This is a genomic window from Streptomyces sp. A2-16 (genome assembly GCF_018128905.1).
Lineage (GTDB): Bacteria > Actinomycetota > Actinomycetes > Streptomycetales > Streptomycetaceae > Streptomyces.
The window spans coordinates 5,637,448-5,663,780 of sequence record NZ_CP063808.1; the positions used below are offsets into that span (position 1 = coordinate 5,637,448).

The window sequence follows — 26,333 nt, forward strand, 5'->3', positions numbered from 1 at the left end:
CGGTTGGGAAGGAGCCGGACTGACGCCGCCCGCTCCGGGCATCCGGAGTCCATCGGGCTCATCGGAAAAGGGGCGGACATGGAAGTCGACGGCATCATCAGTGCCATCGTGATCGGCATCGTCATCGGTGTGCTGGGCCGGCTCGTGGTTCCGGGCCGTCAGCGCGTGGGGATCCTGTGGACGATCCTCGTCGGCATCGCGGCCGCGCTGATCGGCTCCGCGATCGCCGGGGCCTTCGACGTGGCCGACACCAAGGGCATCGACTGGATCGAGTGGCTCATCCAGATCGGCCTCGCCGCCGTCGGCGTGGCGGCACTGGACCGAGCGAAGGCACGCCGCTGACGGCGGTTGCACGGACCGAGGCGGGACCGTTCGCACTCGGGCCGGGACGCGGTGCGCCGGAGACTGCAGCGCACCGCGCTCCTGTTTGCGTGGGCACGGCCGGCGTGCAGGTGCCGCGGACCATGCAGGGGCGACGGACTGTGCAGGGGTGGCGGTGCGTGGACGTACGGCGCGGCACGTGCGGGTGCCGCGGCGCGTGCGGGTGCCGCGGCGCGTGCGGGTGCCGCGATTTGCGTAGGGGCGGCGGCCCGCGCAGGTGCAGCGATCCCCGCACGGGCGGCCCACGCAGGTGCGGCGGCACACAGATGCCGAAGCCCACACAGAGGCCGCGAACCGCGCACCGGCGGCAGCCCACGCACGCGTCGCGAACCACCCAAGTGCCACGACCCTCGTAACTGTGGCGCCCGTACAGGTGCCCTGGACCACGCACGCGTCACCACGACAAATCCGTTGCGAACGGCGGAGCGCGAAGGCAGGCTGCAAGCGCCCGCTGCCGCGCCTTCCGTGACGGAGACCCGCTTGTCCCTCGACATCATCGCGCTCGCCGATCCCCGGCCCACCGCCTCCAGTCGCCGACTGGCCTGGCTGGCCTCCGGGGACGACGGTGCCCCGCTCGGGTCCGCCTTCCTGCGGCTGTTCACCAGGGCGGGGCAGGAGCACCTGGCCGAGCTGGAGCTCGCGGTGCACGGCGCCGAGCGGCGGCGGGGCGTCGGAACCCGGCTGCTGGAGGCCGCCGTGGACGCGGCGAAGGCGGAGCGGCGCCGGTCTGTGATCGCCCAGGCCGTACAGGACTCCCCCGCCGACGGATTCCTGGCCGCACGCGGATTCCGACGGGTCCTCGCACTCGCCTACGCCCGGCTCGCGCTGGCCGACGTCGATCGCGCCGAGGTCGACGCCCTGGTCGAACTGCCCCACCCCGGCTACCGGTTGACGGAGTGGGACGGCACCGTGCCGGACGCGCTGGCGCAGTCGTTCGCCTACTCGCGGCGGGCGATGGACGACATGCCGATGGAGGGCACGGACTTCGGCAGGGTCGTCTGGGACGTGGAGCGTGTGGTCGCGGCCGCGGAGGCGGTCGCGCGACGCGGCGAACTGCTGCACACCGTCGCCGTCGTGGACACGACGAACGGCAGCGTGGTCGGGTTCTCCGAACTGGTCGTGCCCGGGGACGGATCGGGCGACGGACAGCACTACGGCACCGCCGTGCTCCCCGAGCACCGCGGGCGTGGCCTCGCCCGCTGGATGAAGGCGGCCGCCGTCCGCCACGCCCTCGAACGGCACCCGGAACTGGCCGGGTTGTGCACCGACACCGCGGAGAGCAACGCCCCGATGCTCGCCGTCAACGACGCCCTCGGCTACCGGCCGACCCACAAGGCCGTGGAGTACCAGCTCGACCTGTGATCACCGGGTCGCGGCCCGAAGCGCGGCCAGGCCGTCGCGGCTGGAGGGGTAGGCGGGCGTCCAGCCCAGTTCCCGCTCGGCCTTGGCGGCCGACACCCTCATCGTCGCCCGGAACATGGTGTGCGCGTACGACAACGGCCTGGTCGCCCAGAGCGGTACCGTCATCGGCTTCGGCAGCGCGAACTCCTCGGCCACGCACAGCAGATGGCCTCGGAAGCCCATCGGTGTGCGGTCCACGACGTTGTACGCCTGCCCCGGGCGCCCGTGCTCGACGGCGGCGGCCACCGCACGGCCCGCGTCGCTCAGTTCGACCCACGGCAGGACCCGGTCACGGTCGGCGGGGACGGGCAGTTGCCGCTTCCGCAGCAGCTCCACGATGGTCTCGGTGCCGCCGGCGCCGTAGAAGGCACCGAAGCGGAGTGCGATCCCCTCCAACCCGGGTGTACCGAAGGTGAGTTGCTCCTTGGTGCGCATACCGGCGAGGTGCCGTTCCAGCTCCGCGCCGGCGCCGCGGGGGCCGTATTCGTCGTCCTCGGTGATCAGATGGTCGCCGAAGTTGCCGTAGCCGTATCCGAAGACCATCGACTCGGCGACGAAACGGCGGGCTCCGGTGAGCTGTGCCGCCTCGATCAGGTGGGCGGTGCCCTCGATGCGCAGGGCGTCGGTGGCGTGCATGTCGCGGTGGCGCATGGGCGGCTTGCGCAGGGCCGTCGCCGCGTGCACGACGGTGTCGAAGTGCTGTCCGTCCACGGCGCGCAGCAGGGCGTCGCGGTCCATGAGGTCGGCCCGGACGCCGTTGCCCTCGCTCCGGCCGAGCCCGGTGACCTTGTGGCCCGCGTCGGTCAGGGCCTTGGCGATGTGGCGGCCGAGGACGCCGCTCGCACCGGCGAGGAGGATGCTCTGGCTCTGGCTCTGGTTCGTCGTCATGCCGGTGTGACGGACGGGCTGGGCCCGGATGTGACATCCCGGCCGCGAGAACTTTCTCAGGGCCGCGCCTGGTGTCAGAGCCGAGGCCGGTACACGTGCGGCTGTGTGGTCGTCAGCGGCTCGAATCCGAGGCGTTCCAGGATGGGGCGGCTCGTGTGCAGGGCGTCGACCTGGAGATAGCGGTATCCGCGGGCCAGGGCCGCACGGGCGCGGTGGGCGACCAGGGCGCGGTAGATGCCGCGGCCGCGCCAGCCCTCGACGGTGCCTCCGCCCCACAGCCCGGCGAAGCGGGTGCCGGGGACGAGCTCCATGCGGGCCGCGCTGACCGGCACGTCCCCGGCGAGCGCGACGACGGCGACCACGGTCTCGGGGTCGTCCCGCAGCCGGGCGCGCAGCTGGTGCCGCAGGCGGGAGCTGTCAGTGCCGAAGGCCTTCTCGTGCACGTCCGCCACGAGGTCGACGCCCTCCTGGTCGGTGACCGGGAGGAAGCGGATCCCCTCGGGCGCCTCGACGTCGAGGGTGAGGTCGGCGACCTCGGCGATCATCAGCGTCTCCTCGGGCTCGGGGGTGAACCCGGCCGTTCTGAGCCGCCGGCCGAGGTCGATGGGCAGGTCGTGGCCGTACAGCTTCCACTCGAACTCGCGGCCGAGCCCGGTGTAGTACGCGATCTGCCCGGCGATCGCCTCGTCGGCGGTCGATTCGTCCAGGTCGGACCAGACGACGCCGTTCCAGCCGTGCTCGGCGGCGACCTGGCGGACCACCCCGCCGACCCGCTCCACCTGTGCGCCGGGACCGTCCGGCTGTGCGCCTTCGCGCACGTCCCGGTCGTAGAGGGCGAGTACCGCAACATGATCCATGTGCTCACTTCATCACCCGCACGCCGTGGCGGCAATGCCGTTTACGGCCGCCGGCCGCAGCGCGCGCGGACCACGAGCCCTGTCGCGCCGGAGGGCCCGGCGCCTGAGCGACGTGTTCTCGGCGACGCGGCGCCGACCTTAGGCTCGTGGTGAGGAGGGCCGTACTCCATGGTCGTGAAGGACACCGAACTGCCGTATCTGCGCCGCTGCGTCGAGCTGGCGGCCGAGGCGCTGGAGGCCGGGGACGAACCGTTCGGGTCGGTCCTGGTCGGCGCCGGGGGCGAGATCCTCGCCGAGGACCACAACCGCGTGGCCTCGGGCGACCGCACCCGGCACCCCGAGTTCGAACTGGCCCGCTGGGCGGCGGCGCACCTGACGCCCGGGGAACGGGCCGCCGCCACCGTGTACACCTCGGGCGAGCACTGCCCGATGTGCGCGGCCGCGCACGCCTGGGTGGGCCTGGGGCGCATCGTGTACGTCGCCTCGTCCGAGCAACTGGCCGAGTGGCTGGACCGGTTGGGCGTGCCGGCGCCGCCGGTGCGGACCCTGCCGGTCAACGAGATCGCCCCGGGCGTGGTCGTGGAGGGCCCGGTGCCGGAGCTCACGGAGCGTGTACGGCGGTTGCACGTTAGGTTCCACCAGGGCTGATCCACGATCTCCCGGGATGCAGCCCCGCACTCCCGGTGCCTACGATCGAAAAGGACCCCGGACCAGGTGGACGGCCCGGTCTCCTCCAAGCGGTCAGTGGGGGGAGGCGCTCGCCCATGCAGTCGGCACGACGGGCGATGGCCGCCCACCTGACGCTGGTCGCCGTCGCCACGCTCGTCTACATGACGGTCCCCGCCGCCCGCACAGCGCTGTGGGCGCTGATCGGGCTCGCCGGCGCCGGCGCGGTGCTCGTCGGCGTACGACTGCACCGGCCCGCCCACCGGTGGCCCTGGTGGGCTCTGGCGGCGGGGTTGCTGACCTTCATCACGGGCGACACGTACTACAACGCCATGGAGGAGTACTTCCACGCCTCCAACCCCTTCCCCTCCCCCGCAGACGCCTGCTACCTGGTCACCTACCCGCTCTTCGCGGCCGGTTTGTACGGCCTCATCCGCTACCGCTCGCCGGGCCACGACCTGCCCAGCCTGCTCGACGCCCTCATCTTCACCGCGGGGCTCGCCCTGCCCGTGTGGGTGTACCTGGTGCAGCCGCTCGCCGAGGTCGAGGGCCTGACCTGGCAGCAGCGGGCCATCAGCATCGCCTACCCCCTCGGTGACGTGCTGGTCCTGGCCCTGCTGGCCCGCCTGCTCACTCCGAGCCCGGTCGGCGGGCACAACCGCTCGGTGCAACTCCTGGTCGTCGGTACGCTCACGCTGCTCGGCTTCGACATCGCGTACGGCATCCTCCAGCTGAACTCCCTGTGGCAGGCCGGCACCCTGCTGGACTCCGGATGGATCGTCTTCTACACGGCCTGGGGCCTGGCCGCCCTGCACCCCTCGATGACGGCGCTCACCGCCGCCGCGCCGCAGAAGCAGTCCCCGCTCCCGCCACCCCACCGGTTGGCGATGCTGGCGGCGGTCACCTTCATCGCCCCGGGGATCCTGCTGTACGAGTCGGTCACCCACAGCGCCCACCACACGGGCGTCATCGCCGCCTTCTCGGCCGTGCTGTTCCTGCTGGTCATCCTGCGGCTGGCGGGCATGGTCGTGGCCCACCGGGGAGCCATGGCCCGCGAGCTGGCCCTGCGCCGGGCGGCCGGGTCCCTGGTGGCGGCGGTGCGGCAGCAGGAGGTCGTGCGGTCCTGCGAGGCGGCCGTCGAGATGCTCCTGGGGCCGACGGTCCGCCACCGGACCCTGCTGCTGTCGGCCGAGCAGGCCGCGCCCCTGCTCCCCCGCCAGGCCCGCCAGGTGCCCCCCGCCGACCTCGGGCCGGACATCGCCGCCCTGATGGGGAATCTGCCCGCTGTGCTGGTGTGCCCCATGACGCAGCCCGACCGGCCTCCCACCGAGGACCCCGGCGTCCTGCTGGTCGCCGGCCCCCAGCGGCCGCTCACCGAGACGCGGGCCTCCCTGGAGATCCTCGCCTCCCACGCGGGGCTCGCCATGGAGCGCGTCATGCTGCGCCAGGAGGTGATCCGCCGGGAGAGCGAGGCCTACTTCCGCACCCTGGTGCGCAACACCTCCGACGTCATCCTGATCGTCGAGGACGACGACACGATCCGGTACGCCAGCCCCTCCGCCGCCGCCGTGTTCGGTACCGCCGACCTCCTCGGCACGTCGCTGCCGGACCTGCTGGACCCCCGGGACCGGAACCGGGCGACCCGTGAACTGGCCGCCGTGCGCGAGCACGGGCCGCGTGTCTCCCACGACCACTGGTGGGTGCGGCACCGGTCGGGCCGGGTGGAGGTGGAGGTGCGGTGCAGCGACTTCCGGGACGAGCGGACCGTGGCCGGTCTCGTGGTCACCCTGCGCGACGTGACCGAGCAGCGCAGGCTGGAGCACGAGCTGACGCAGCGGGCCTTCCACGACTCGCTGACCGGCCTGCCCAACCGGACGCTGCTCCTGGAGCGCATCGAACGCGCCCTGCTGCGTGGCCGCCGCGAGTCGTCCCTGACCTGTCTGCTCTTCATCGACCTGGACGACTTCAAGCAGGTCAACGACACCATGGGGCACTCGGCGGGCGATCACCTCCTGATAGACGTCGGCAACCGGCTGACCCGGACCCTCAGGCGCACCGACACCGCGGCCCGGCTCGGCGGCGACGAGTTCGCCGTACTGATGGAGGACGCGAGGGAGCCGCTCGACGCCGAGCTGCTGGCGGCGCAGGTGGTGCAGACGCTGACCCGGCCGTTCGTGCTCGGCGACGAGTCGGTCACCGTCTCGGCCAGCGTGGGCGTGGCCACCGCCCGCGACAGCATCGACGCGGAGGAACTGCTCGGGCACGCCGACCTCGCGCTGTACGCGGCCAAGGCGGCGGGCAAACGGCAGTGGCGGCGCTTCCGTCCGCTGCTGCGCGCCCGCATGGTCGAGCGGCACGATCTGCAGACCCGGCTCGCCCGGGCCGTCGAGGCGCAGGAGTTCGCCCTGCGCTACCAGCCCGTCGTGGACATCGACGCGGGCGAGGTGGTCGGATTCGAGGCGCTGGTGCGCTGGCCGCAGGCCCCGCATCAGCCCGTCTCGCCGGAGCAGTTCATCACCCTGGCCGAGGAGACCGGGCACATCGCCCCGCTGGGCTCGTGGGTGCTGGAGAACGCGGTCGGCGACATCGCCGGGCTGCAACAGCTGCCGGGACCCGCGGCTCCGCCGTACGTCAGTGTGAACGTGTCCGCGCGTCAGTTCCGCGACACCGGGTTCGTCGACCAGGTCGGCCGGGCCCTGCGGACGCCCGGGCTGGTCCCGGGCACCCTGCAGCTGGAGCTGACGGAGACGGTGCTGCTGCGCCGGGACGCGCAGATCCAGGCGGTGCTCCAGGCCCTCAAGGAGCTGGGGGTGCACATCGCGGTCGACGACTTCGGGACCGGGTTCTCCTCGCTGCGCTATCTGCGGGACTTCCCCATCGACGTACTGAAGATCGACAAGACGTTCATCGACGACATCACGAGCGACGCCCAGCAGGTCGCACTGGTCGAGGGCATCGTCCGCATCGCCGACACGCTGGGCCTGCAGGTGATCGCCGAGGGCATCGAGGATCCGGCGCAGCGGGACATGCTGGCCGCGATGGGGTGCCGGTTCGGGCAGGGCTTCCTGTTCGCCCGGCCCATGACGGTCGAGCAGAGCGAGAGGGTGCTGCGACAGGACGGCGGACGCTTCACTCCGGGTGCCGGTGGCACGCACGGGCGCCCGGCCCACCGCGGCCGGCCCTCGGCCACCGCCGAGAGACGGACGGCGGATCTCGCGCAGTTGCGGCGCAGCAGCCCGATGAGCGACGCGGTCATCGACGAGGTGCGCGGCCGCCGCATCCGCAGCCGCGGCCACTGGCTCATCGACTTCGCCTCCTGCAACTACCTCGGCTTCGACTGGGACCCGGAGATCGCCGCCCGTATCGATCCCGCGGTCCGCCGTTGGGGCACCCACCCCAGCTGGTCACGGCTGATCGGCAGTCCGCGCCTGTATCCGGCACTGGAGGAGCGCCTCGCCGCGCTGCTGGGCGCCCCCGACACCCTGCTGCTGCCGACGCTCACGCTCATCCACGCCGCGGTGATCCCGATCCTCGCCGACGGCGGTCACGTCTTCGTCGAGGCGAGCGCGCACCGGACGGTGTACGACGGCTGTGTGGTCGCCCGCGGCCAGGGCGCCACCCTGCACCGCTTCCACGCCGAACGGCCCGAGCAGCTGGAAGCGCTGCTCTCCTCGGTGCCCGCGCGCACCACCCGGCTGGTCTGCCTGGACGGCGTGAACAGCATGACCGGCAATCTCCCCGACCTGCCGGTGCTGGCCGCCCTGTGCCGAGAGCAGGGCGCCACGCTGTACGTCGACGACGCGCACGGCTTCGGGGTGATCGGGGAACGCGCGCCGGACGAGCCGTGCCCCTACGGTCTGCGCGGCAACGGGGTGGTGCGGCACACGGGCGAGACGTACGACGGGATCGTGCTGGCCGGCGGCTTCTCCAAGGCGTACTCGTCGCTGCTCGCGTTCCTCGCGCTGCCCGGCGACCTCAAGAACCGTCTCAAGACGACCGCGGCCCCCTACCTGTACTCGGGCCCCTCGCCCACGGCGTCGCTGGCCACCGCGCTGGCCGGGCTCGAGGTCAACGACCGGCGGGGCGACGCGCTGCGGGCCGACCTGTACCGCAAGACCGTGCGGGTCCTCGACCATCTCGCGGACCTCGACGTGGGCACGCTCAACACCGACCGGCTGCCGATCGTGGAGATCCCCCTGGCCGACCCGACCGACCTCGACGCGGTCGCCGCGTTCCTGTGGGAGGAGGGCATCTACGTGACGCTCGCAGCCCATCCGCTCGTGCCCCGCGACCGGGTCGGTTTCCGGGTGCAGATCACGGCGCTCAACTCCGACGAGGACATCGACCGGCTCAACAGCACACTGACCTCGCTGGCCGGGCGGTTCCGGCTGTGGCCGAGGAACTGACGAGAAGGAGGTGGACACGGTGATGCTGACGCACAACGACGACGTGGACTGGGACCGTTGGCCCGTCGCCGACTATCTCGCCGAGAACTACCGGGAGTTGCACCCCTCGGACGCCGAAGTGATCGCCCACCACTCCGCGTTCTACCGGGGCCTTGGGCCGGGTGCGGTCGCCCGCTCGGTGGAGTTCGGTGCCGGGCCCAACCTCTACCCGTTGATCCTGGCGTCCGCGGCGAGCCGTCATGTGGACGCGGTCGAGGCGGGCGCGGGGAATGTGGCCTATCTGCACCGCCAGATCGTCTGCGGGCCGGACGCGAGCTGGCTGCCCTTCCACGCGCTGTGCCGAGAGCTCAATCCCACCGTGCCGAGGACTCTCGCGGGGTCGCTGGCGCAGGTGCACGTCGTCCACGCGGACGTCCGGGACCTGGAGCCGGGTGGGTACGGGCTGGCGTCCATGCACTTCGTCGCCGAGGGTGCCACGGAGGACTTCGCCGAGTTCGCCGACTTCTGCCGGGCGTTCGCCCGCTGTGTGGTGCCGGGCGGGTATCTGGTGGCCGCGTTCATGGAGAACATGCCGACCTACCGCATCGGACCGACCTCACGCTGGCCGGGCTGTCCCGTCACCCCGGCCGGCGTCACGGAGGTCTTCGCCCCTCTCACCCGGGAACTCACCGTCACCCGTGTCGACACCGACCCGACCCTGCCGGACTACGGCGACTCCGGGATGGTCCTGCTCACGGCCGTGACGTCGGACGGGCTCGGCTGAAGGAGGCCCCATGGCCATGAAGAGGGTTGAGCCACCCCGGGCGTGCGGGGCAGGTCGGACGTCCGGGGCCGAGCCGGGTGGTCACGGGCCGCGAGCCCGCCGGGCGTCCAGGCCGGAAGGCCCCGGTCATCTCACAGCCGGGCGTCCGCCGGGCATCCACGTGGCGCCGCACTGCCTCGCACACCGACGACCAGGGCCGAGAGCCCCCGCCGTCACACAGCGCAGGCTCGCCCGTAGCCCTGCGGTCGAGGCCGCACCCGTGGGCCCCCGAGCGGCCCCAGCTGCGGTGAGGCCGGGGCCCACCCCGTGGTCGTACGACGAAAGCCCACTCGCGGCACCACGGCAGAGTCACACCGCCGGTCCTACGGCTGCCCTCGTCGTCCCGGCGCAGTGTCACACCGTCGGTCTGACGGCTCTCCCGTTGTCCCACGGCGGAGTCGCACTCCCGGTCTCGTCCGACGGGCCCCTCCGTCAGGGCCTCATCGGCGCGCTCCCCTCCGGTGGGAGCGGCGGTGGATCGCCGCCCCGCCGAGGATCAGCGCGGCGCTGCCCATCGCGGCGGGCAGGAGCTGGTCCGTGCCGGTGTGGGCGAGGGCGGTCCCGGGTTCCGGTGAGGTGGGTGCGGTCGGGCGCGGCCCTGGGTCGCTCTTCGGCGGTGTGCCGGGCGTGGGCTTCGTGGGGAGCTCCGGGGTGTCGGGGAGACCGTCCCCGGGCGCGTTCACCGACTCGTTGCCCACGGACGCGTTGCCGACACCGACCACGTTCACGGAGTTTCCGCTGACATTGAGCGGGACGTGGACCGGGAGCCGCACCCCGTTGCCGGAGAGCACGCCGGCCGCGTTCCCTGCGTCGGCCTCGGCCCTCGCACCGCCGGCCGGCGCCGACCGGCGGTCGCCGCCGGAGTCCTGGTTCACGCAGGTGTTGCCCGCGGCGGGGTTGAGGAGTCCGACCACGTCGACGGTGTTGCCGCACACGTTCACCGGGACGTGCACCGGGAGCTGGGCGGTGTTGCCGGAGATCAGCCCGGGCGAGCCTGCCGCGGCCGCGTCGGCCGTACCACCGGCGTACGCCGGCATCGTCACGGCCATCGCCCCGGACGCGGCGGCGACGGCGATCACTCCGTTTCGGGTGACCCGTCTCATAGGTTCCCTGCCTTCCAGACATGGACGCGGGCACTCGCCCGCACCGCTTAAAACGCAGGAGAACCATCTGAGTTATGGCTAATCGGCCTTTCACCCCATCGAGCGACATGGTTGTCGAACTTACGGCAAACCCGACTCATGGGTATCGAGCGGGCACATGGTAGGGCCCATGCCACGAGCCCGCTCGCCCGGAGGCGTGCCGCCGGAGGGCCGCTTATCGTGATCGAGGGCGCCGATGGGCGTCCTGGGAGGCTTTGATGCTCGCCAAGGTGACGAGGCGGCGATGCGCTCTGTCCGGAGCCGTGGGACTGGCCCTGCTCGGCGCCGGACTGCCGGCCGCGGCCGCCGACGGCTCCGGAGCGGACCTGTCCCGCTTCTACGACCAGAAGATCAAGTGGTCGAAGTGCGTGGGGATGGAGGCCCCCGCCGACCTCCAGTGCGGAAAGGTCACGGTCCCTCTCGACTACGCGCGGCCCCGCGCGGGCACGCTCGAACTCGCACTCGCCCGTTACCGGGCCACGACCAAGCACAAGCGGGGCTCGGTCGTGCTGAACTTCGGCGGCCCGGGCGGCGCGGGCGTGCCCGGACTCGCGGCCGGCGGCGACGACTTCATGGCCCTCACCGACGAGTACGACGTGGTGTCCTTCGATCCGCGCGGCGTGGGCCGGTCCTCCCCGGTCAGCTGCGGCGGCGGCACCGACGAGGCCCTGGCGGCCACCGAGGACGACACGGCCCTCACCCGGGATCCCCAGGGCGTGCTCGGCACGTTGCGCAAGGCCGCCGACCAGTGCGCAAAGCACTCCGGACCCGTGCTCCCGCACGTCGGCACGGTGAACGTCTCCCGCGACCTGGACGTCATCCGCCAGACCCTCGGCGACAAGAAGCTCAACTACCTGGGCTTCTCCTACGGCAGCCGGCTCGGGGCGGTGTACGCGGCCCAGTTCCCGAAGAAGGTGGGCCGCCTGGTGCTGGACGGTGTGGACACCCTCACCGAGCCGCTGTCCGAACAGGGCGTGGCGGGCGCCGCAGGGCAGCAGACCGCCCTGGAGGACTTCGTCGACTGGTGCGTGAAGGACGTCGCCTGTCCGTTCGGCACGGACGCGCGCAGCGCCCGGGAGCAGGTCGTGCAACTGGTGGCGTCGCTGGACGAGGACCCGGTGCCGACGGACTTCGGCCCCGACTTCACCGGGCAGGACCTCGTGGGCGCCATCAGCCAGGCCCTCTACAGCGAGGACATGTGGCCCTCGCTGGAGCGGGCGCTCGCCGAGCTGGTGGAGCAGGGCGACACGACGGGCGTGCTCGGCTTCGCCGGCGGCGGCTCCGGTTTCCTCCCCCGCGTGCGCCCTCCCTCCGGCGATCCGGCGCACGACACCCTCGCCGACGTGGAGGACGTGCCGCTCGACAATCTTCCGGCGGCGCTGATGGCGGTCAACTGCGCGGACGATCCCGATCGCCCCGGCGCCGACCGGATCACCGAGGACCTGCCGCGGCTGCGTGCCGCCTACGAACAGGCGTCCCCGGTCTTCGGCCGCTACCGGCTCACCGAGTACCTGATGTGCTACGGCCGCCCGAAGGGCACCGACTTCATCCGCGAGAAGGTGCGCGACGTCCGCACCCCGAAGATGCTCCTCGTCGGCACCCGGGGTGACCCGGCGACGCCGTACCGCTGGACCGTGGAGACCGCCGAGCGCCTCGGCGACTCGGCCGTGGTCCTCGACAACAAGGGCGAGGGCCACACCGGTTACGGCTCCTCGACCTGTGTGCACCGCAAGGTCGACGACTTCCTGCTGTACGGCAGCCTGCCGCCGAACGGCAGCTCCTGCGGGCCCGAGCACGACGACTGAGATCCACTCGGGTTACGATCCCGGCATGAGTGAACGGATCGCGGCGGCCGAGGAGTTGAGAACCGATCGGCTGTGGCTGCGGCGCCCGGTCGAAGCCGACGTCGACATGATCCTCGCCGTCCACAGCGACCCCGAGGCGTGTGCGCACAACCCCTCCGACGCACTCACCCGGCACGAGGAGGCCGAGGAGCTGTACCGGCGCTGGGACCAGCAGTGGGAGCGGCACGGCTACGGCTACTGGGTCGTCGGACGCCACGACCAGGCCCGGCAGCTCGGCTTCTGCGGGATCAAGCCGATGGAGCTCCATGGGGAACCGGTCCTGAACCTCTTCTACCGTTTCGCCCCCTCGGCCTGGGGTCGGGGCTTCGCCGGTGAAGCCGCCGGCGCGGTCACCGCCTGGGCCGCGACGCACGTGCCCGACCTTGCGCTGATCGCCCGCGTGCGACCGGCGAACACGGCCTCGCAGCGAGTGGCGGAACGCGCCGGGCTCAGCCGGGCCCCGCATCTCGACACCGAGGGATACGACGGCTTCGACTGGATCTACGTGGCACGTCCCGAGCGCCGGCCCGCCTAGGACTCCCCGTACGCGAGTCGGCGCATGGCCGTCGCCGCGCCGATGAAGCCGTCCTCGCCCAGGGTCTCGCGCAGTTCCGCGTTGAAACGGTCGATCTCCGGCTGGGCGGCGCGCAGGGCGTCGGACCCGGCCGCGGTCAACTCCAGTACGACGGCCCGGTGTTCCCGCGGATGCGGTTCCTTGACGAGGAGACCCGCCGTCGTCAGCCGTCCGACCAGCCCGGTCACCGCCGACTCGCGCAGTCCCAGCGTGCGAGCGAGTTCCTGCTGGGTGACGCCCGGCTCGTCGCGGACGGCGAACAGCGCGCCGAGCTGAGCCGTGGTGATCCCGGCCGCGGCCAGACAGCGCCGGTCCGCGGCGGTGCGCAGACGGTGTGCGGCCCGCTGGAGCAGGAAGTACAGGCGCTGGTCGTCGGGCTCGGGCATGGGCCGATGTTGACAGACGGGAGGAGCCCGCGCCAGTCTCACTTCATCAGTGAAGTGAGAAGAGCGGACGGAGCGCGGCGATGACACGCACCCTGGACCTGGAGCTCGCCCGGAAGGTGCTGGCGGCACAGCCCTTCAGCAGGCTGGTCGGCGCCCGCCTGACCGACTTCGAGGAGGGCGGGGCGACACTCGAGTTCGACATCCGCGACGATCTGCTCCAGCAGCACGGCACCGTGCACGGCGGAGTGCTCGGCTACGCGGCCGACAACGCGCTCACCTTCGCAGCGGGTTCGGCGGCCGGCCCGGCGGTGACCACCGCCGGTTTCTCCATAGACTTCCTGCGGCCCGCGCGCGGGCGACTGCTGCGCGCTCGCGCCCGGGTCGTACGGGCCGGGCGGACCCGTGTGGTGTGCCGCTGCGAGCTGAGCACCGTGGACGCCGAGGGCACGGAGACCCTGTGCGCGGTGGCGCAGGGCTCGATCGCCGTACTGGAGCCGGTTCCGGCGTAGCCCTCATGCCGGCGACGATCATGTGCTCGACGGCGCTGTTCTCGAACAGGATCCCATCGGCACCGGAGATCATCACGTCGACAACGAAATACCCTGAACGACCGATCAAGTTGCCCCAAATGCCTGATCGGCCGATCGGTCCTATGGTGCTGTTATGGAGCACGCACTGAGCCCTGCGACCCTCTCCGAACTGCGCCGCCCGCGCGCCTATCCGGCGGTGTCCGTCCTGACACCGACCCACCGCCGTGAACCCGAGAACACCCAGGACCCGGTCCGGCTGCGCAATGTGGTGGCCGCGGCCAAGAAGCAGCTGGAGACCGATCCCGCGGTCCCCCGGGAGCGACGCATCGAGGTCTCCCGGCAGCTCGACCAGGCCCTCGCCGAGATCGATCTGACGCACGCCGAGGACGGACTGGTGATCTTCGCGGCGCCGGGCGAGCACCAGGTCTGGTCCCTGGCCCGGGCCGTACCGGAGCGGGTGGTGCTCTCGGACACCTTCCTGACCCGCAACCTCGTCTCCGCGCAGGCCTCCGAGCGGCCCTTCTGGGTGCTGTCGGTCTCCGCCGACCGCGTCACGCTGTGGAACGGCGGTGTCGACCGGGTCACCGAGCATCGCGCCGGCGGCTTCCCGCTGACCAGGACCCGCGAGAACTTCGACGCCGAACGCCTGGAACGCATCGGCGACATGCCGAGCACCTACCGGGACGAGGACACGCGGCACTTCCTGCGGGACGCCGACACGGCGATGGCCAGGCTCCTGCGTGAGGACCCGCGCCCGCTCTACATCACCGGTGAGACCACGGCGCTGTCCGCGCTCGACGACGTCGGCAGTGTCACCAAGGACGCGGTACACGTCCCGCACGGCGGGCTCGCGCACGGCACCCCGGACACGGTGTGGCAGGCGGTGCGGCCGCTGGTCGCGGCCGAGGCCCGCAAGAGCACCGAAGCGGTGGCCCGTGAGCTCGAATCGGCGCGCGGGCGGCGGGCGTTCGCGGCCGGTGTCGACGAGATCTGGCAGAGCGCGCGGGAGGGCCGGGTGCGGCTGCTGGCCGTCGAGGAGAACTACCGGGTGACGGTCCGCGACGAGGGCGGCGACCATCTGGTCCCGGCCGAGAGCGGCGATCTGGACTCCCGCGAGGACATCGTGGACGAGATCGTCGAACAGTGCCTGGAGACGGGTGCCGACGTCCGCTTCGTACCGGACGGCACACTCGGCGGCGCCGACGGGATCGCGGGCGTGCTGCGCTACTGAGCGGTACGGCGGCCACCGGGACGCCGTACCCCCTCAGACGTTGCCGAAGAGAGCGTCGAGCCCACGCTCGACGGCCTCCCCGAGGTCCTCCTGTCCGACGCCGACCACCGCGTAGGTCCGCAGCAGGAAGGCGCGCAGGGTGGGCGTGTCGAACTGGAGGAGGGCGAGGCCGTACGGCGAGTGGAACTCCACGACCGTGGTGTCCCGGCCGCACGGCCAGATGTGCACGTCCCCGCCGCCGGCCGGTCCGCGCAACCCCTCCTCCAGCAGGGCACGGGCGAAGGTCCAGGTCACCCCCCGCCCGTCCAGGGAGACCTCGGGCGGGAAGTCCACGCACACGGCCAGCGGGTCGGTGGAGGCGTAGCGCAGGGTGGCGGGGACCGGCAGTTCCTGGTCGTCCCCGGTGATCAGTCGGGCGCGGGCGGGCTGCTCGTAGGTCGTGTCCATGTTCTTAGGAGCTCGCAGGTGCCTTTTGCATTACGCCGGAGCAGGGGCGAGTTTATGTGACCTGCGTCACATGCATGCCGCCAGGCCCTACCCCCCTGTGCCAAACTCCTTAGAACACAGGGCCGTCGAACACATAAATGAACACCGGACCGACCACCCCGACGGCCCATCAAGTCACGTACGGCATCTACGACTTGAGACAGTGCACGGCGCAGACGAGACGCCCGGTTCGACCGCTCCGTGAAGACTGTGGCATATGCCAGAAGCACCACCGTATCGTGTGTTGCCGAATCCCTTACAGCGCGTCGCGGCCTGTGCAACAGTCGTAGCGGTCCCTCCGTCCCGCCTTGGTCGAACCGTCCCCGCATCGGAGTGCGTCATGCCGTCCCACCTCTCCGCGGACCGCCCCGCCGCCCAGCCACCAGGACGCGGCTCGGTCGACGCGCTCATATCGCAGGCGCGGCGGCTCAAGGGCGACGTGGACGCCGTACGACGGGACGCACCCAGCGACGATTCGGACCCCCAGGAGCGCTGGCAGCGCGCACTGTACGACCTCGCCCTGCACCAACTCAGCGACCTGGACGCGCACTTGGCGCAACTACGGGACGGCCCGCCGCCCGTGCCGTCGGCACCCGGGGCGGAGTCCGCCGCGCGAACCGCGCCGCCCGCTCCCCGGCGCGGCTCGTTGCTCAGCCGGGTCGGCAGCGCGGAGTGGAACCTGCTGACGGACGAGGCGAGCTGGTCCGGGGAGCTGTACGAGATCCTGGGCCGCGACCGCACCGCTCCCCCGCTCACCCTCGACGAGCTCCCTTCCCTGGTGCTCGACGAGGACCGGCCGAGGCTGACGGTCATGGTCACGGACTGTCTGGTCGACGCCAAGCGCATCGACGGCGAGTTCCGCGTCGTACGCCCGGGCGGCGAGGTGCGCACCGTCCACATGATGGGCGAGCCCGTGCTCGCCGCCGACGGCAGCACCGCCTCGATGTGGGCCGTGCTGCGGGACGTCAGCGAACTGCGCCGCAGCGAGCGGGCGGTGAGCGAGACCCGTGACTCGTTACAACGCCACCGGCAGCGCGCGCAGAGCGAACACCGGCTCGCGGTCGAGCTGCAGGAGGCCGTGCTGCCGCCATGGCGTGGCTCCCTGCGGCTCCCGCACCGGGGCACCGAGACCCTGGACCTGGCCGCCCACTACCTGCCGTCGTCGTCGAGCGCCCTGATCGGCGGCGACTGGTACGACGCACTCGAACTGGCCGACGGGGACACGCTGTTGAGCGTCGGCGACCTCACCGGGCACGGTGTCTCGGTGGCCTCCGGCATGGCGACCCTGCTCGGTGCCGTCCGCGGCATGGCCATGGCCGGCACCCAGCCCGGTCAACTGATGTCCCTGCTCAACCAGTTGCTCGACGCCACCGTGCAGCCGGCCCTCGGCAGCGCGGTCTGCTGCCGCTACCGTCCCGAGACCCGCACCCTGGTCTGGGCGCAGGCCGGGCACCCCGCCCCGCTGCTGTTCCGCGACGGGACGGGGCGCAGGCTGCACTCCCCCGACGGCGTGCTCCTCGGCGCTACCTCCGGAGCCGTCTACGCCCAGGCCGAGGAGACCCTCGAACCCGGCGACCTGCTCCTGCTGCACACGGACGGGCTGGTGCCCGGACGCGGCAACACGGCTGCCGTGCACCGGCTCCTGGACCTCGCCCCCCGGTTCCACGGGGCGCGCACCGCGCAGGACTGCGTGCGGACGGTCATGGAGGAGTTCGGCGAGACCGAGCGCGAGGACGACGCCTGTGTGCTCATCGCCAAAGTGACGTCATAACAAGCTCACGCCCGTGCGCTGTTGCCACCCCTTCCCTTCGGCTTCGGCAGCGCCATCCTGATCTCCTCACGCAGCTCGTTGATCTTCGGATAGCTGGAGTACTCGGCGGTGAGCCGGTACATCTGACGCAGTCGGTCCCAGGTGCGGTGGGAGGAGTTGGAGCCCATCGACACCAGCGCCAAGCGCGCGTACCGGTCCGCCTGTTCGGGGTCGTCGGCGATGAAGCAGGCCGAGGCCATGGACAGGAAGTCGAAGATCTTCGACCGCTGCCGTCCGTCGACCCGCAGGGCCAGGGCCTTCTCCGCGTAGTGCTGGGCGTGCGCGGCCGCACCCGGCTCGTGCTCCGCCAGCGTGCGGTAGGCCAGGGCCTGCATGCCGTACAGGTCCTCCTCCTTGAAGGTCTGCATCCAGCTCGGCGGCGGGACGTCGCCCTTGTCGGAGACGAAGAGGTCCTCCGCCTGTCCGAGGGTGCGGCGCATCGCCTGGCCCTTGCCCATGGACGCCTGTGCCCAGGCCTCGATGGTGTACAGCATCGCCTTGGTCCGGGGCAGCACCTGTTCGCCGGAGCCGGACTGGGCGAGCTTCATCAGGTCGAGCGCGTCGTCGGGCCGGCCCAGGTGCACCATCTGGCGGGCCGCGCGGGAGAGCGCCTCGCCGGCGCGGGGCCGGTCACCGCCCTCTCTCGCGGCATGGGCGGCGATCACGAAGTACTTCTGGGCGGTGGGTTCGAGGCCGACGTCGTGGGACATCCAGCCCGCGAGGACGGCGAGGTTGGCGGCGACGCCCCACAGGCGCCGCTGGAGATGGTCGGGGTGGCGGTAGGCGAGCATGCCGCCCACCTCGTTGAGCTGGCCCACGACCGCCTTGCGCTGCAGCCCGCCCCCGCGGGCCGCGTCCCAGGCCCGGAACACCTCGACCGAGCGCTCCAGCTCCTCGATCTCCTGCGACCCGATGGGGGCGGCCTCGTAACGGTCGAACCCAGCGGGGTCGGCGTGCAGGGGGTCGTCGAACTGGGGGGCATCTGCGGTGAGGGCCGGATCGGTGTGCAGCCAGTCGTGCATGGCGCTGCTTAGTGCGGATCCTGCGGTGAGCGCGACACCCGCACCCACCAAGCCGCGTCGGTTGAGCATGAGGTCCATTCCCGTGAATTCGGTGAGGACCGCAGCGGTTCGGTCGGGCGCCCACGGCATGCCGTCGGGATGTTCCGCGCTCCCGTCGCCCTGCCGTTTCCCCGTACGCCCGTGCCGGACCAGACCGAGGTCCTCGATGGTCACGACACGGCCGAGACGCTCGGTGAACAGAGCCGCCAGCACCCGCGGCACCGGATCGCGCGGGATCTCTCCCGTGTCGATCCACCGCCGGACCCGCGAGGTGTCGGTCGAGAGCTGGGGATGGCCCATGGCCGCCGCCTGCCGGTTGACCAGCCTCGCGAGTTCACCCTTGGACCAGCCGGCCAGGCCGAACAGGTCCGACAGTCGGGTGTTGGGTTGTCCGCTCACGTCAAGCCCCCAGGTTCTCGGCTGAGTTGACAGTAGCTCCGTGTCAGTTGCTCCGGGACTATTCGCCAGGGTTCGCCAGGGTGCGCCAGATGGTGTGCCACGGGGCATATGCGCTGAGGTAGGAACGCGCCACCCCGACCCGGACCGCACAGGGACATTCCCCAGGGTGCACCCGGTGGTCCGGGCCGGGCGGCGCACTGCTTCTCCAGGCACAGCAGGCACACGAAGGGATCTGTCTCGCCCATGTACGCAGCATCGTCCTCCGTGTCCGCCCCGCCCAGGTCGCCGCATCTCCGCCCGGCGGGCGGTGGCCCCTACCTCGACCCCGCGCGGCCGACGGCCCCCGTACCGGGTACGGGCAGGACGCGACGCGTTCCGGGGCTCGGCACCCAACCGCTCAGCGGGAGACTCGACTTGTCCGGCCCCCAGGGCGCCCAGCTGCGCACGGCGATCGCGTCGGTGCACCGGATCTGCCCGGAGTTCGCCCCGGTGCAGGTGCTGCGCCGCAGCGGACGCTCCGTGCTCCTGGTCGGTACGACGGGACGCAGCACGGCCGTCGCCAAGTGTTTACTCGACCACTCCCCGGTCTGGGCCGAGCGGATCCGGCACGAAATAGCCGCCTACCGTTCGTTCGTCCGGCACCGTCCTCCGGTGCGTGTCCCGCGGCTGATCGCGGCGGACCCGGACAACTGCACTCTGGTCATCGAGCGGATGCCCGGCCGGGTGGCGGCGCTGCACCGGCATCCCGCCGAGGCCCCGCCCCGTGCGGACATCAGGGCGGCGCTCGGCGCGGTCTGCCGGCTCAACGCCTGGCGTCCGCCCGCGGGCACCTTCGACGCCCCGCTCGACTACGCGGCCCGCATCTCCCGCTACCACGAGCTGGGGCTGCTGACCGACCGGGACATGGGCGACCTCCAGAAGCTGCTGCACGGCATCGCCCACTCGGCGGGTCGGCAGGGCATGGGTCAGTTCTGCCACGGCGACGCACTGCTCTCGAACATCCTTCTGTCACCGGCCGGTCCAGTGCTGGTGGACTGGGAGCACGCGGGCTGGTACCTGCCGGGGTACGACCTGGCGACGCTGTGGTCGGTCCTCGGTGACGCCCCGGTGGCCCGTCGTCAGATCAGCCAGATCGCCCAGTCGGCGGGCCCTGCCTCCCGGGACGCCTTCCTGGTCAACCTGATGCTCGTGCTGACCCGCGAGATCCGCACGTACGAAACGGCCGTGCAGCGTTCGATGCACGACTCGACCCCGGCGGCACCGGGCGCTGCCCACCCGGGTGCCGCGCCGTCCGGCGAGGAACAGCGGCTGCTGCTGAGGCGGCTGCACGACGACTGCCAGCTGGCCCGTCGGGCCGTACGCGCGGCGGTCGGCACTCGCTGAGGGGACGGAGGTCCGCGGTGCGCCCTGTGGAGCGGCGCACCGCGGACCTCCGTGTGTCCGGGGCGCCCTCTGGGACCCGAACATTGGTGTACGCCACTGACGCCCCGCAGGCCCGCGGACCTTCGCCACGAAACTCCCGCGAACCCTGATTGACATGGGAAATCCCCTGCCCCTGGGCATGATTGACGGATCGTCGGCAAGCCGGTAGCACTGACGCACGTCCGGCCCCGCTCGCCCCATCGCGCCCGATCGTCCCAGGAGGCTGCTTTGCGAGGATCCGCCACCGACCCCAACAGAGCCACCCGGAGAGTGCTCGGCGCGCTGGCCGGCACCGCCCTGCTGCTGCCCCTGCTCGGCGCGGCCCCGTCACAGGCCGAGGACTCCTCGACCGGCCTCCAGCGGGCCTTCGCCACCGCGGCCGCCGAGTACCACGTCCCGCAGAGCGTCCTGCTGGGCGTCTCGTATCTGCAGTCCCGCTGGGACAGCCACGCCGGTGCGCCCAGTGTGACCGGGGGTTACGGCCCGATGCACCTCACCGACGCCCGCACCGCGCTCGCCTCGGCACCGCACCACAGCGAGGGCACGGAGGACGCGCGCGGCGACAGCGCCCGCGCCGCCCTGCTGCCCCGCACCGAGGTCCCGGTGCCCGCCGACCTTCCCGCCCGCCTCGAGACGCTGCCCGAGGCCGCCGAGCTGACCGGTCTGAGCGCGCGGGACCTGCGCACCGACCCCGCGGCGAACGTCGCCGGTGGTGCCGCGTTGCTGGCCGCGGCCCAGAAGGAGCTGGGCGAACCGCTGAGCCAGGACCCGGCGGACTGGTACGGCGCGGTGGCCCGCTTCTCCGGCGCCGACGACCGCGCGACCGCGGCGGCGTACGCGAACGACGTCTTCGACGTGCTGCGCACCGGCGAGGAGCGCACCACCGACGCCGGCCAGCGGATCGCCCTGGCGGCGCAGCCGGGACTCGCCCCGGACACCGCCCAGCTCGTCCGGACGGGCCTCAGGAAGCCCAAGGCGGGCGACACGGAGTGTCCGAGGACGGTGTCCTGCGAGTGGATCCCGGCGCCGTACGAGGAGTTCGGGGACAACGACTACGGCAACCACGACCTGGGCGACCGCCCGGCCTCGCAGAGCATCAAATACATCGTCATCCACGACACGGAGGGCGCCTGGGAGGGTGTCCTCAATCTGGTGCAGGACCCGACCTATGTGTCGTGGAACTACACCCTGCGCTCGACCGACGGTCACATCGCCCAGCATGTGAAGGCGAAGGACGTGGCCTGGCACGCGGGCAACTGGTACATCAACGCCAAGTCGATCGGCCTGGAGCACGAGGGCTTCCTGGCGAACCCGGACGCCTGGTACACGGAGGCCATGTACCGGTCCTCGGCGCGGCTGGTGAAGTACCTCTCCGCCAAGTACGGCATCCCGCTGGACCGGCAGCACATCCTCGGCCACGACAACGTGCCCGGCCCGACCACCTCGACGGTCGCGGGCATGCACACGGACCCCGGCCCGTACTGGGACTGGCGGCACTACTTCGCGCTGCTGGGCCACCCGCTCAAGGCCACCGCAGGCAAGAAGGGCGGCCTGGTGACGATCCGGCCCGACTACGCCACCAACCAGCCGAAGTACACCGGCTGCGTCACCAAGGGCGAGCCCTGCGCACCCCACGGTTCGAGCGAGGTACGGCTCTACTCGGCCCCGGACGAGAACTCCGCCCTCATCACGGACGTCGGGATGGGCGGCAGGGCACCGACGATCGATGTGAACGACCTGTCGTCGCGGGTCTCCACCGGCCAGCAGTACGCGGTCGCCGGCCGGGACGGCGACTGGACGGCGATCTGGTACCTGGGGCAGAAGGCGTGGTTCAAGAACCCCGCGAGCGACCCGACCGCGGTGAGCGCCGCCGGTCTCGTGGTGACCCCGAAGGAGGGCCTCGACAGCGTTCCGGTGTACGGCCGCGCCTACCCCGAGGCCTCCGCCTATCCGGCGGGGGTTCCCGCCCAGGCGGTGTCGCCGCTGCCGTACAAGGTGCTCAAGGGCCAGACGTACGTGATCGGCGACCGGGTCCCCGGCGAGTACTACTACGCGGTCACCTTCACCACGGACTCGCACAAGGTCGTGGTCGGCAAGGACCTGTACTACGAGATCCAGTACGGCCACCGGGTGGCGTTCGTGCGGGCGGCGGACGTCGTGGTGCAGCCTTCGGTACGGCGTTAGCGGGGGCAGCTGCGCCGGTAGGGGACGTCCGGGAGGTGGCGGCTCCACTCCTCGCGGGTGAGGCCGCCGCCGGCCCGGCGGCAGACGGTCGTGGCGGCGTCGGCCGACGCGATCCTGTAGGTCTGCGGCGGGGCGTGCTGTCCCGCCGCGTACAGGGTGCCGCCGTCCGGACCGAACGACAGGGCCTGCACGGTGTCCCCCGGCGTCGGCAGCGGTGATCCGACACGGCGGCGGGAGGCGACGTCCCACAGTTGCAGCGTGCCCTCGTCCCCGGCGACGGCGAGGGTGCGGCCGTCGGGTGAGAAGGCCAGTGCGGACACGTACTGGTAGGTGGTCGTGTCGGGGTCGGCGAGGACGCCGAGCCGGCGCTTGAGCCGGCCGTCCCACAGCACGACCCGGCCGGAGCCTTCGCCGACGGCCAGGTAGCCGCCGTCGGGGCTGAAGGCCAGGGCGGTGCCGCCGCCGGTGAAGCGGGTGGCGGGCAGCCGGGTGCCGGACGGCAGGCGGTACGCCTCTCCGCCGGTGGTGACGGCCAGATCTCCGTCCGGATGCGGCACCGTCTTTCCGGAGGTGTCCTCCAGGACGGCGGTGGTCCGGCGTTCGCGCAGGTCCCAGACTCGGGTGACGCCGGTGTCGGGACTTGCCGGATCGGGCAGCAGGAGAGAGCGGTCACCGGGGCCGAAGGCGATGTCCGACAGCGGGACCCGGCCCATGTCGTGCGCGGTCAGGACGGTGGTGACGCGGCGGCCGGGGACGTCGTAGAGCCGTACGCGGCCCGTCGCGGACCCGCTGCGGTCGTAGGACGCGGTGCCGTAGGCGAGGGTCGTGCCGGTGGAGTCGAAGGCCAGCAGGCCGGTGCAGTCGTCGAGAGCGCTCGGGCACGGCTCCGTGCCGACGTCGGCGAGGAGCCGTCCGGTGCGGACGTCGTGGAGACGGAACCGCAGGTGCTTGCCGTCCGGGTCCGGGCGGGAGGTGGCCAGCAGTTCGCCGTCGTGGCCGAACACCGATGCCGCGTTCCGGGCCGCCGTCCAGTCGGCGGTCGCGGCCCGTCCCAGGGTGACCGTGTGCACTCCCGGGCCCCACACGCCCTCCGCGCCGCCGAGGTAGCGCAGGGTCCGGGTGGCGGTGTCCAGGCGGATGTCCTTCACCGTCTCGCCGGCGAGTCGGTGGCGGAACACCGGGAAGTCGGGGTCGGTCAGCCGCCACACGAGGATCTCCTGGCCGTCCGAGGCGGCCAGGAACGTGCCGTCGGTGCCGAACTGGGCCGTCTTGAGGCCCGCGTACTCCACCTCGGCGATCTTCCGGCCGGTGTCGATCCGCCAGGCACGGAACCCGTCGGGGTCGATCACGCCGAGGCTGCGCCCGTCGGGGCTGAACACGATCTGTTCCTGGAGGCACTGCCGGGCGGAGGTCCTCGGCAGCCAGGGCGCGGTGATCTCGCGCCGTGCGGCGACGTCCCAGAGCCGGAGCCGCCCGTTCGGGACGCACAGGGCGAGGTGGCGGTCGTCGGGTCCGACCGTCGCGTCGGGAGTGGCCAGGTATGTCTGCACGGCTGTGCGGCGTTCCTGCCGCAACTGCGCCTGCACGGCGGTGAGCCGGGCCCAGGCGATGTTGCTCAAGTCGATGTCACGCCCGCTGCCCGGTTCCTCGATGTCCAGCAGTTTCCGCCGGCCGAGGGGGTCCCAGAGCTGGACGCGACGGCTGGTGCCCTTCCGGTCGTAGACGACGAGGGTGCGGCCGCTCGGGCTCATCTCCGCGCCGCCGTCGGCGTCCGTGAGGGGGGTGCGGTCCTGGCGTACGGTGGCGAGGTCGCGCACGGTGACGCGGGTGCCGTCGAAGACCGGGAGCCAGGAGGTGTCCGTGCGGGGGAACCCGGCGAGTTCGAGGCTCCGGCCGAGGCCCGGTCCGCGGCTCAGCCGCCGGTGGGCGGTGACGTCCCAGCGGGTCACGCGGTCGGCGCCCACGCTGATCAGGGTGTGTCCGTCGGCGCTGAGCCGCCGCATGGTCCGCTTCCCGCCGTCCGGGTCGGTGAAGACGTCCTGTTCGTGCTGTACGGCGGCCGAGAGCAGCACGGACCGGGTCTCGGGCAGGTCTGCCACCCGCCAGGCGGCGAGGCTCAGCCGCATCGAGGTGACCGGGTCGGACAGCCTCAGGCTCTCCGCCACGCCGGCGAGACGGCGGGCCTCGGCCTCCACGCGGCGCTGTTCCCCGGCCCGGTTCTGCTGCCAGGCGACGAGCCCCGCGACGAGGCAGAGGACGACCAGCAGGGACAGGGCGCCGATCCGGCCGTGCCGCCGGCGCCGTTCCCGGTGCCGCGCCTGGGCGGAGGTTCGCAGGAACTCCCGCTCCAGCGGGGTGAGTTCGCCGGAGTCGGTGGTGAAGTGTTCCTCCGTGCCGGCCAGTCGCGCTCCCCGGTACAGGGCTTCCGGGTCGCGGTCGAGGGCCGTCCAGGCGTGCGCCGCCTCGGTGAGTGCGCGCTGGACGCGCAGCCGTTCGCGGTCCTCGTCGATCCAGGTGCGCAGCCGGGGCCAGGCGGTGAGCACGGCCTCGTGGGCGAGGTCCACGGTCTCGTCGTCGACCGTGATCAGCCGGGTCCGGGCGAGTTGTTCGAGGACGAAGGGGGTGTCGGGCCAGTCGGCGCCGGTGAGTTCGGCGCGGTCGGCGGGCCGCCGGGTGTCCGGGGTGCCCTGGCCTGGGGTGACCAGGCGCAGCAGGATGCGGCGGGCGGTGTCGGCCTGCTGCGGGGTGAGCCGCTCGTGGAGTTCCTCGGCGGTGCGGGCGATGGCTCCGTGGATGCCGCCGGTCTCCTCGTAGGCCGCTTCGGTCAGCGTCCTGCCCCGGCGTCGGCGCCAGGTCTCCAGCAGGGCGTGGGACAGCAGGGGCAGTCCGCCCGGCTCGTCCGCGATCTCGTCCAACAACCGTGCGGTCAGCGAGCGTTCGACGACGAGACCGCCGAGGGCCGCCGGCTTGACGATGGTCTCGCGCAGTTCGTCCGGGCCCATGGGCGCCACCAGCAGGGTCGCCTCCTGGGCGGCCTCGGCGAGGCGGCGGTCGCGGGTGAGATGGCCGTAGAAGTCGGCGCGTACGGCGATCACCACGCGGGTGGGTGTGCCCGCGGCCGCGAAGAGCAGGTCCAGGAAGCGGGCGCGCTCGTCGGGGTCCGTGCAGAGGGTGAAGAGTTCCTCGAACTGGTCGACCACGATCACGGAGGCCCCGGACGCCAGGGTCTCGGCGTGGGTGCCGTAGGGATGCGGTCCCGGGGAGAGGACTCGGGCGGGTCCCGGCAGCCGCGGGATCAGACCGGCGCGCAGCAGTGAGGACTTGCCGCTGCCGGAGGGGCCGACGAGGACGACGACCGGGCAGGCAGTGACCGTCTCCACGAGTCGGCCGGCCAGTTGGTCCCGGCCGAAGAAGCGCTCGCGGTCACCGGTGTCGAACCTCGCCAGGCCCAGATACGGGGCCTGGCCCGGGTCGTCGGCGGCGCGCCGCTCCTCGGTCGTCTCGTGGGCCGCCTGGTGCCAGCGCCGCTCCCACTCCTCGACGTCGCCGTCGCAGGCCGTGACGTAGGCGAGGGTGACCTGGAGGGAGGGGAGCCGGTCGCCGGCCGCGGCCTGGGCGAGGGTCGCGGTGGAGTAGTGGGCCCGTCCCGCCATGGCCCGGTAGGTGGGGCCGCCGGCCTCCTGCCGTAACTTCCGCAGCTCGTGGGCGAATCGGGCGACCGGTCCCTCGGTCGGGTCCAGCGGTCGCTCGCGTCGCCCCATGACTCTCCTTCGACATCACCGTCCGCGCGGCCGGCCGCGGATCTCGCACGCTACGGACCGACGCGGGCGGGGGGCAAGGCAGTTCCACGCACCTGGTGGGAG

General features: G+C 72.2%; 19 protein-coding genes. 12 read left to right on the forward strand and 7 right to left on the reverse strand.

Annotated features, from left to right (window positions below):
- Positions 1–78: 78 nt before the first annotated feature.
- Entirely contained in the window at positions 79–342 is a 264-nt protein-coding gene (locus tag IOD14_RS25300; protein WP_123987107.1) for a GlsB/YeaQ/YmgE family stress response membrane protein, read from the forward strand.
- 519 nt (positions 343–861) lie between these two features.
- The gene (locus tag IOD14_RS25305) at positions 862–1,743 is read left to right on the forward strand and encodes a GNAT family N-acetyltransferase (protein WP_174269044.1); all 882 of its coding nucleotides are present in this window, start codon (positions 862–864) and stop codon (positions 1,741–1,743) included.
- Here the strand turns inward: IOD14_RS25305 and IOD14_RS25310 are convergent, their stop codons facing one another.
- Together IOD14_RS25310 and IOD14_RS25315 are read right to left on the reverse strand one after the other, a co-directional pair.
- Positions 1,744–2,670 (reverse strand): NAD(P)-dependent oxidoreductase, encoded by a 927-nt coding sequence (locus IOD14_RS25310; RefSeq protein ID WP_123987109.1) that lies wholly within the window; start codon positions 2,668–2,670, stop codon positions 1,744–1,746.
- 74 nt (positions 2,671–2,744) lie between these two features.
- Positions 2,745–3,527, reverse strand: a complete 783-nt coding sequence (locus IOD14_RS25315; RefSeq protein WP_212671607.1) for a GNAT family N-acetyltransferase — start codon at positions 3,525–3,527, stop codon at positions 2,745–2,747.
- 168 nt (positions 3,528–3,695) lie between these two features.
- Between IOD14_RS25315 and IOD14_RS25320 the strand changes: the two genes are divergently transcribed.
- The 3 genes from IOD14_RS25320 to IOD14_RS25330 all read left to right on the forward strand — a co-directional run bounded on the left by IOD14_RS25320 (position 3,696) and on the right by IOD14_RS25330 (position 9,362).
- Positions 3,696–4,175 carry a nucleoside deaminase gene (locus tag IOD14_RS25320; RefSeq protein ID WP_123987111.1) on the forward strand — a complete coding sequence of 160 codons (480 nt, stop codon included), beginning with the start codon at positions 3,696–3,698 and terminating at the stop codon, positions 4,173–4,175.
- A 137-nt stretch (positions 4,176–4,312) separates the two neighbouring features.
- Positions 4,313–8,599: an aminotransferase class I/II-fold pyridoxal phosphate-dependent enzyme gene (locus IOD14_RS25325; protein ID WP_212673393.1), complete on the forward strand. Its 4,287-nt coding sequence runs from the start codon at positions 4,313–4,315 to the stop codon at positions 8,597–8,599.
- Positions 8,600–8,621: 22 nt separating this feature from the next.
- The gene (locus IOD14_RS25330; protein WP_123987112.1) at positions 8,622–9,362 is read left to right on the forward strand and encodes a class I SAM-dependent methyltransferase; all 741 of its coding nucleotides are present in this window, start codon (positions 8,622–8,624) and stop codon (positions 9,360–9,362) included.
- Between the two features lie 479 nt (positions 9,363–9,841).
- On the opposite strand, the gene IOD14_RS25335 is transcribed toward IOD14_RS25330, so the two are convergent.
- Positions 9,842–10,504, reverse strand: coding sequence for a chaplin (locus IOD14_RS25335; protein WP_212671608.1), 663 nt, complete (start codon positions 10,502–10,504; stop codon positions 9,842–9,844).
- 257 nt (positions 10,505–10,761) lie between these two features.
- Here IOD14_RS25335 and IOD14_RS25340 point away from each other — a divergent pair, with 257 nt between their 5' ends.
- On the forward strand, positions 10,762–12,348 hold the full coding sequence (locus IOD14_RS25340) for an alpha/beta hydrolase (RefSeq protein WP_212671609.1): 1,587 nt from the start codon (positions 10,762–10,764) through the stop codon (positions 12,346–12,348).
- 25 nt (positions 12,349–12,373) lie between these two features.
- Positions 12,374–12,922, forward strand: coding sequence for a GNAT family N-acetyltransferase (locus IOD14_RS25345; protein WP_212671610.1), 549 nt, complete (start codon positions 12,374–12,376; stop codon positions 12,920–12,922).
- Here IOD14_RS25345 and IOD14_RS25350 read toward each other — a convergent pair.
- On the reverse strand, positions 12,919–13,347 hold the full coding sequence (locus tag IOD14_RS25350; RefSeq protein WP_212671611.1) for a MarR family winged helix-turn-helix transcriptional regulator: 429 nt from the start codon (positions 13,345–13,347) through the stop codon (positions 12,919–12,921). The two genes, IOD14_RS25345 and IOD14_RS25350, sit on opposite strands and share 4 nt — an antisense overlap.
- A gap of 80 nt (positions 13,348–13,427) precedes the next feature.
- Between IOD14_RS25350 and IOD14_RS25355 the strand changes: the two genes are divergently transcribed.
- Complete coding sequence (locus IOD14_RS25355; RefSeq protein WP_123987117.1) at positions 13,428–13,856, forward strand: PaaI family thioesterase; 429 nt, start codon at positions 13,428–13,430, stop codon at positions 13,854–13,856.
- Positions 13,857–14,010: 154 nt separating this feature from the next.
- A complete protein-coding gene (locus IOD14_RS25360) occupies positions 14,011–15,108 on the forward strand; it encodes a chemotaxis protein (RefSeq protein WP_212671612.1) in 1,098 nt (365 codons plus the stop codon).
- A 33-nt stretch (positions 15,109–15,141) separates the two neighbouring features.
- Here IOD14_RS25360 and IOD14_RS25365 read toward each other — a convergent pair whose 3' ends face one another.
- Positions 15,142–15,555 carry an SsgA family sporulation/cell division regulator gene (locus IOD14_RS25365; RefSeq protein ID WP_123987119.1) on the reverse strand — a complete coding sequence of 138 codons (414 nt, stop codon included), beginning with the start codon at positions 15,553–15,555 and terminating at the stop codon, positions 15,142–15,144.
- Between the two features lie 379 nt (positions 15,556–15,934).
- Between IOD14_RS25365 and IOD14_RS25370 the strand changes: the two genes are divergently transcribed.
- On the forward strand, positions 15,935–17,365 hold the full coding sequence (locus IOD14_RS25370; protein WP_212671613.1) for a PP2C family protein-serine/threonine phosphatase: 1,431 nt from the start codon (positions 15,935–15,937) through the stop codon (positions 17,363–17,365).
- A gap of 5 nt (positions 17,366–17,370) precedes the next feature.
- Here IOD14_RS25370 and IOD14_RS25375 read toward each other — a convergent pair whose 3' ends face one another.
- Entirely contained in the window at positions 17,371–18,864 is a 1,494-nt protein-coding gene (locus IOD14_RS25375) for a hypothetical protein (protein WP_123987121.1), read from the reverse strand.
- Positions 18,865–19,107: 243 nt separating this feature from the next.
- On the opposite strand from IOD14_RS25375, the gene IOD14_RS25380 reads away from it, so the two are divergent.
- Positions 19,108–20,247: an aminoglycoside phosphotransferase family protein gene (locus IOD14_RS25380; RefSeq protein WP_123987122.1), complete on the forward strand. Its 1,140-nt coding sequence runs from the start codon at positions 19,108–19,110 to the stop codon at positions 20,245–20,247.
- A gap of 267 nt (positions 20,248–20,514) precedes the next feature.
- On the forward strand, positions 20,515–22,470 hold the full coding sequence (locus IOD14_RS25385) for a peptidoglycan recognition family protein (RefSeq protein ID WP_123987123.1): 1,956 nt from the start codon (positions 20,515–20,517) through the stop codon (positions 22,468–22,470).
- Here IOD14_RS25385 and IOD14_RS25390 read toward each other — a convergent pair.
- Positions 22,467–26,231, reverse strand: coding sequence for a PD40 domain-containing protein (locus IOD14_RS25390; RefSeq protein ID WP_212671614.1), 3,765 nt, complete (start codon positions 26,229–26,231; stop codon positions 22,467–22,469). The genes IOD14_RS25385 and IOD14_RS25390 overlap by 4 nt on opposite strands.
- Between the last annotated feature and the right edge of the window lie 102 nt (positions 26,232–26,333).

What these genes read in the sequence shown, in the direction of transcription:
- IOD14_RS25300 (WP_123987107.1), top strand. Translation starts at nt 79, where the DNA reads ATGGAAGTCGACGGCATCATCAGTGCCATCGTGATCGGCATCGTCATC.
- IOD14_RS25310 (WP_123987109.1), bottom strand. Translation starts at nt 2,670, where the DNA reads ATGACGACGAACCAGAGCCAGAGCCAGAGCATCCTCCTCGCCGGTGCG.
- IOD14_RS25315 (WP_212671607.1), bottom strand. Translation starts at nt 3,527, where the DNA reads ATGGATCATGTTGCGGTACTCGCCCTCTACGACCGGGACGTGCGCGAA.
- IOD14_RS25320 (WP_123987111.1), top strand. Translation starts at nt 3,696, where the DNA reads ATGGTCGTGAAGGACACCGAACTGCCGTATCTGCGCCGCTGCGTCGAG.
- IOD14_RS25325 (WP_212673393.1), top strand. Translation starts at nt 4,313, where the DNA reads ATGGCCGCCCACCTGACGCTGGTCGCCGTCGCCACGCTCGTCTACATG.
- IOD14_RS25330 (WP_123987112.1), top strand. Translation starts at nt 8,622, where the DNA reads ATGCTGACGCACAACGACGACGTGGACTGGGACCGTTGGCCCGTCGCC.
- IOD14_RS25335 (WP_212671608.1), bottom strand. Translation starts at nt 10,504, where the DNA reads ATGAGACGGGTCACCCGAAACGGAGTGATCGCCGTCGCCGCCGCGTCC.
- IOD14_RS25340 (WP_212671609.1), top strand. Translation starts at nt 10,762, where the DNA reads ATGCTCGCCAAGGTGACGAGGCGGCGATGCGCTCTGTCCGGAGCCGTG.
- IOD14_RS25345 (WP_212671610.1), top strand. Translation starts at nt 12,374, where the DNA reads ATGAGTGAACGGATCGCGGCGGCCGAGGAGTTGAGAACCGATCGGCTG.
- IOD14_RS25350 (WP_212671611.1), bottom strand. Translation starts at nt 13,347, where the DNA reads ATGCCCGAGCCCGACGACCAGCGCCTGTACTTCCTGCTCCAGCGGGCC.
- IOD14_RS25355 (WP_123987117.1), top strand. Translation starts at nt 13,428, where the DNA reads ATGACACGCACCCTGGACCTGGAGCTCGCCCGGAAGGTGCTGGCGGCA.
- IOD14_RS25360 (WP_212671612.1), top strand. Translation starts at nt 14,011, where the DNA reads ATGGAGCACGCACTGAGCCCTGCGACCCTCTCCGAACTGCGCCGCCCG.
- IOD14_RS25365 (WP_123987119.1), bottom strand. Translation starts at nt 15,555, where the DNA reads ATGGACACGACCTACGAGCAGCCCGCCCGCGCCCGACTGATCACCGGG.
- IOD14_RS25370 (WP_212671613.1), top strand. Translation starts at nt 15,935, where the DNA reads ATGCCGTCCCACCTCTCCGCGGACCGCCCCGCCGCCCAGCCACCAGGA.
- IOD14_RS25380 (WP_123987122.1), top strand. Translation starts at nt 19,108, where the DNA reads ATGTACGCAGCATCGTCCTCCGTGTCCGCCCCGCCCAGGTCGCCGCAT.
- IOD14_RS25390 (WP_212671614.1), bottom strand. Translation starts at nt 26,231, where the DNA reads ATGGGGCGACGCGAGCGACCGCTGGACCCGACCGAGGGACCGGTCGCC.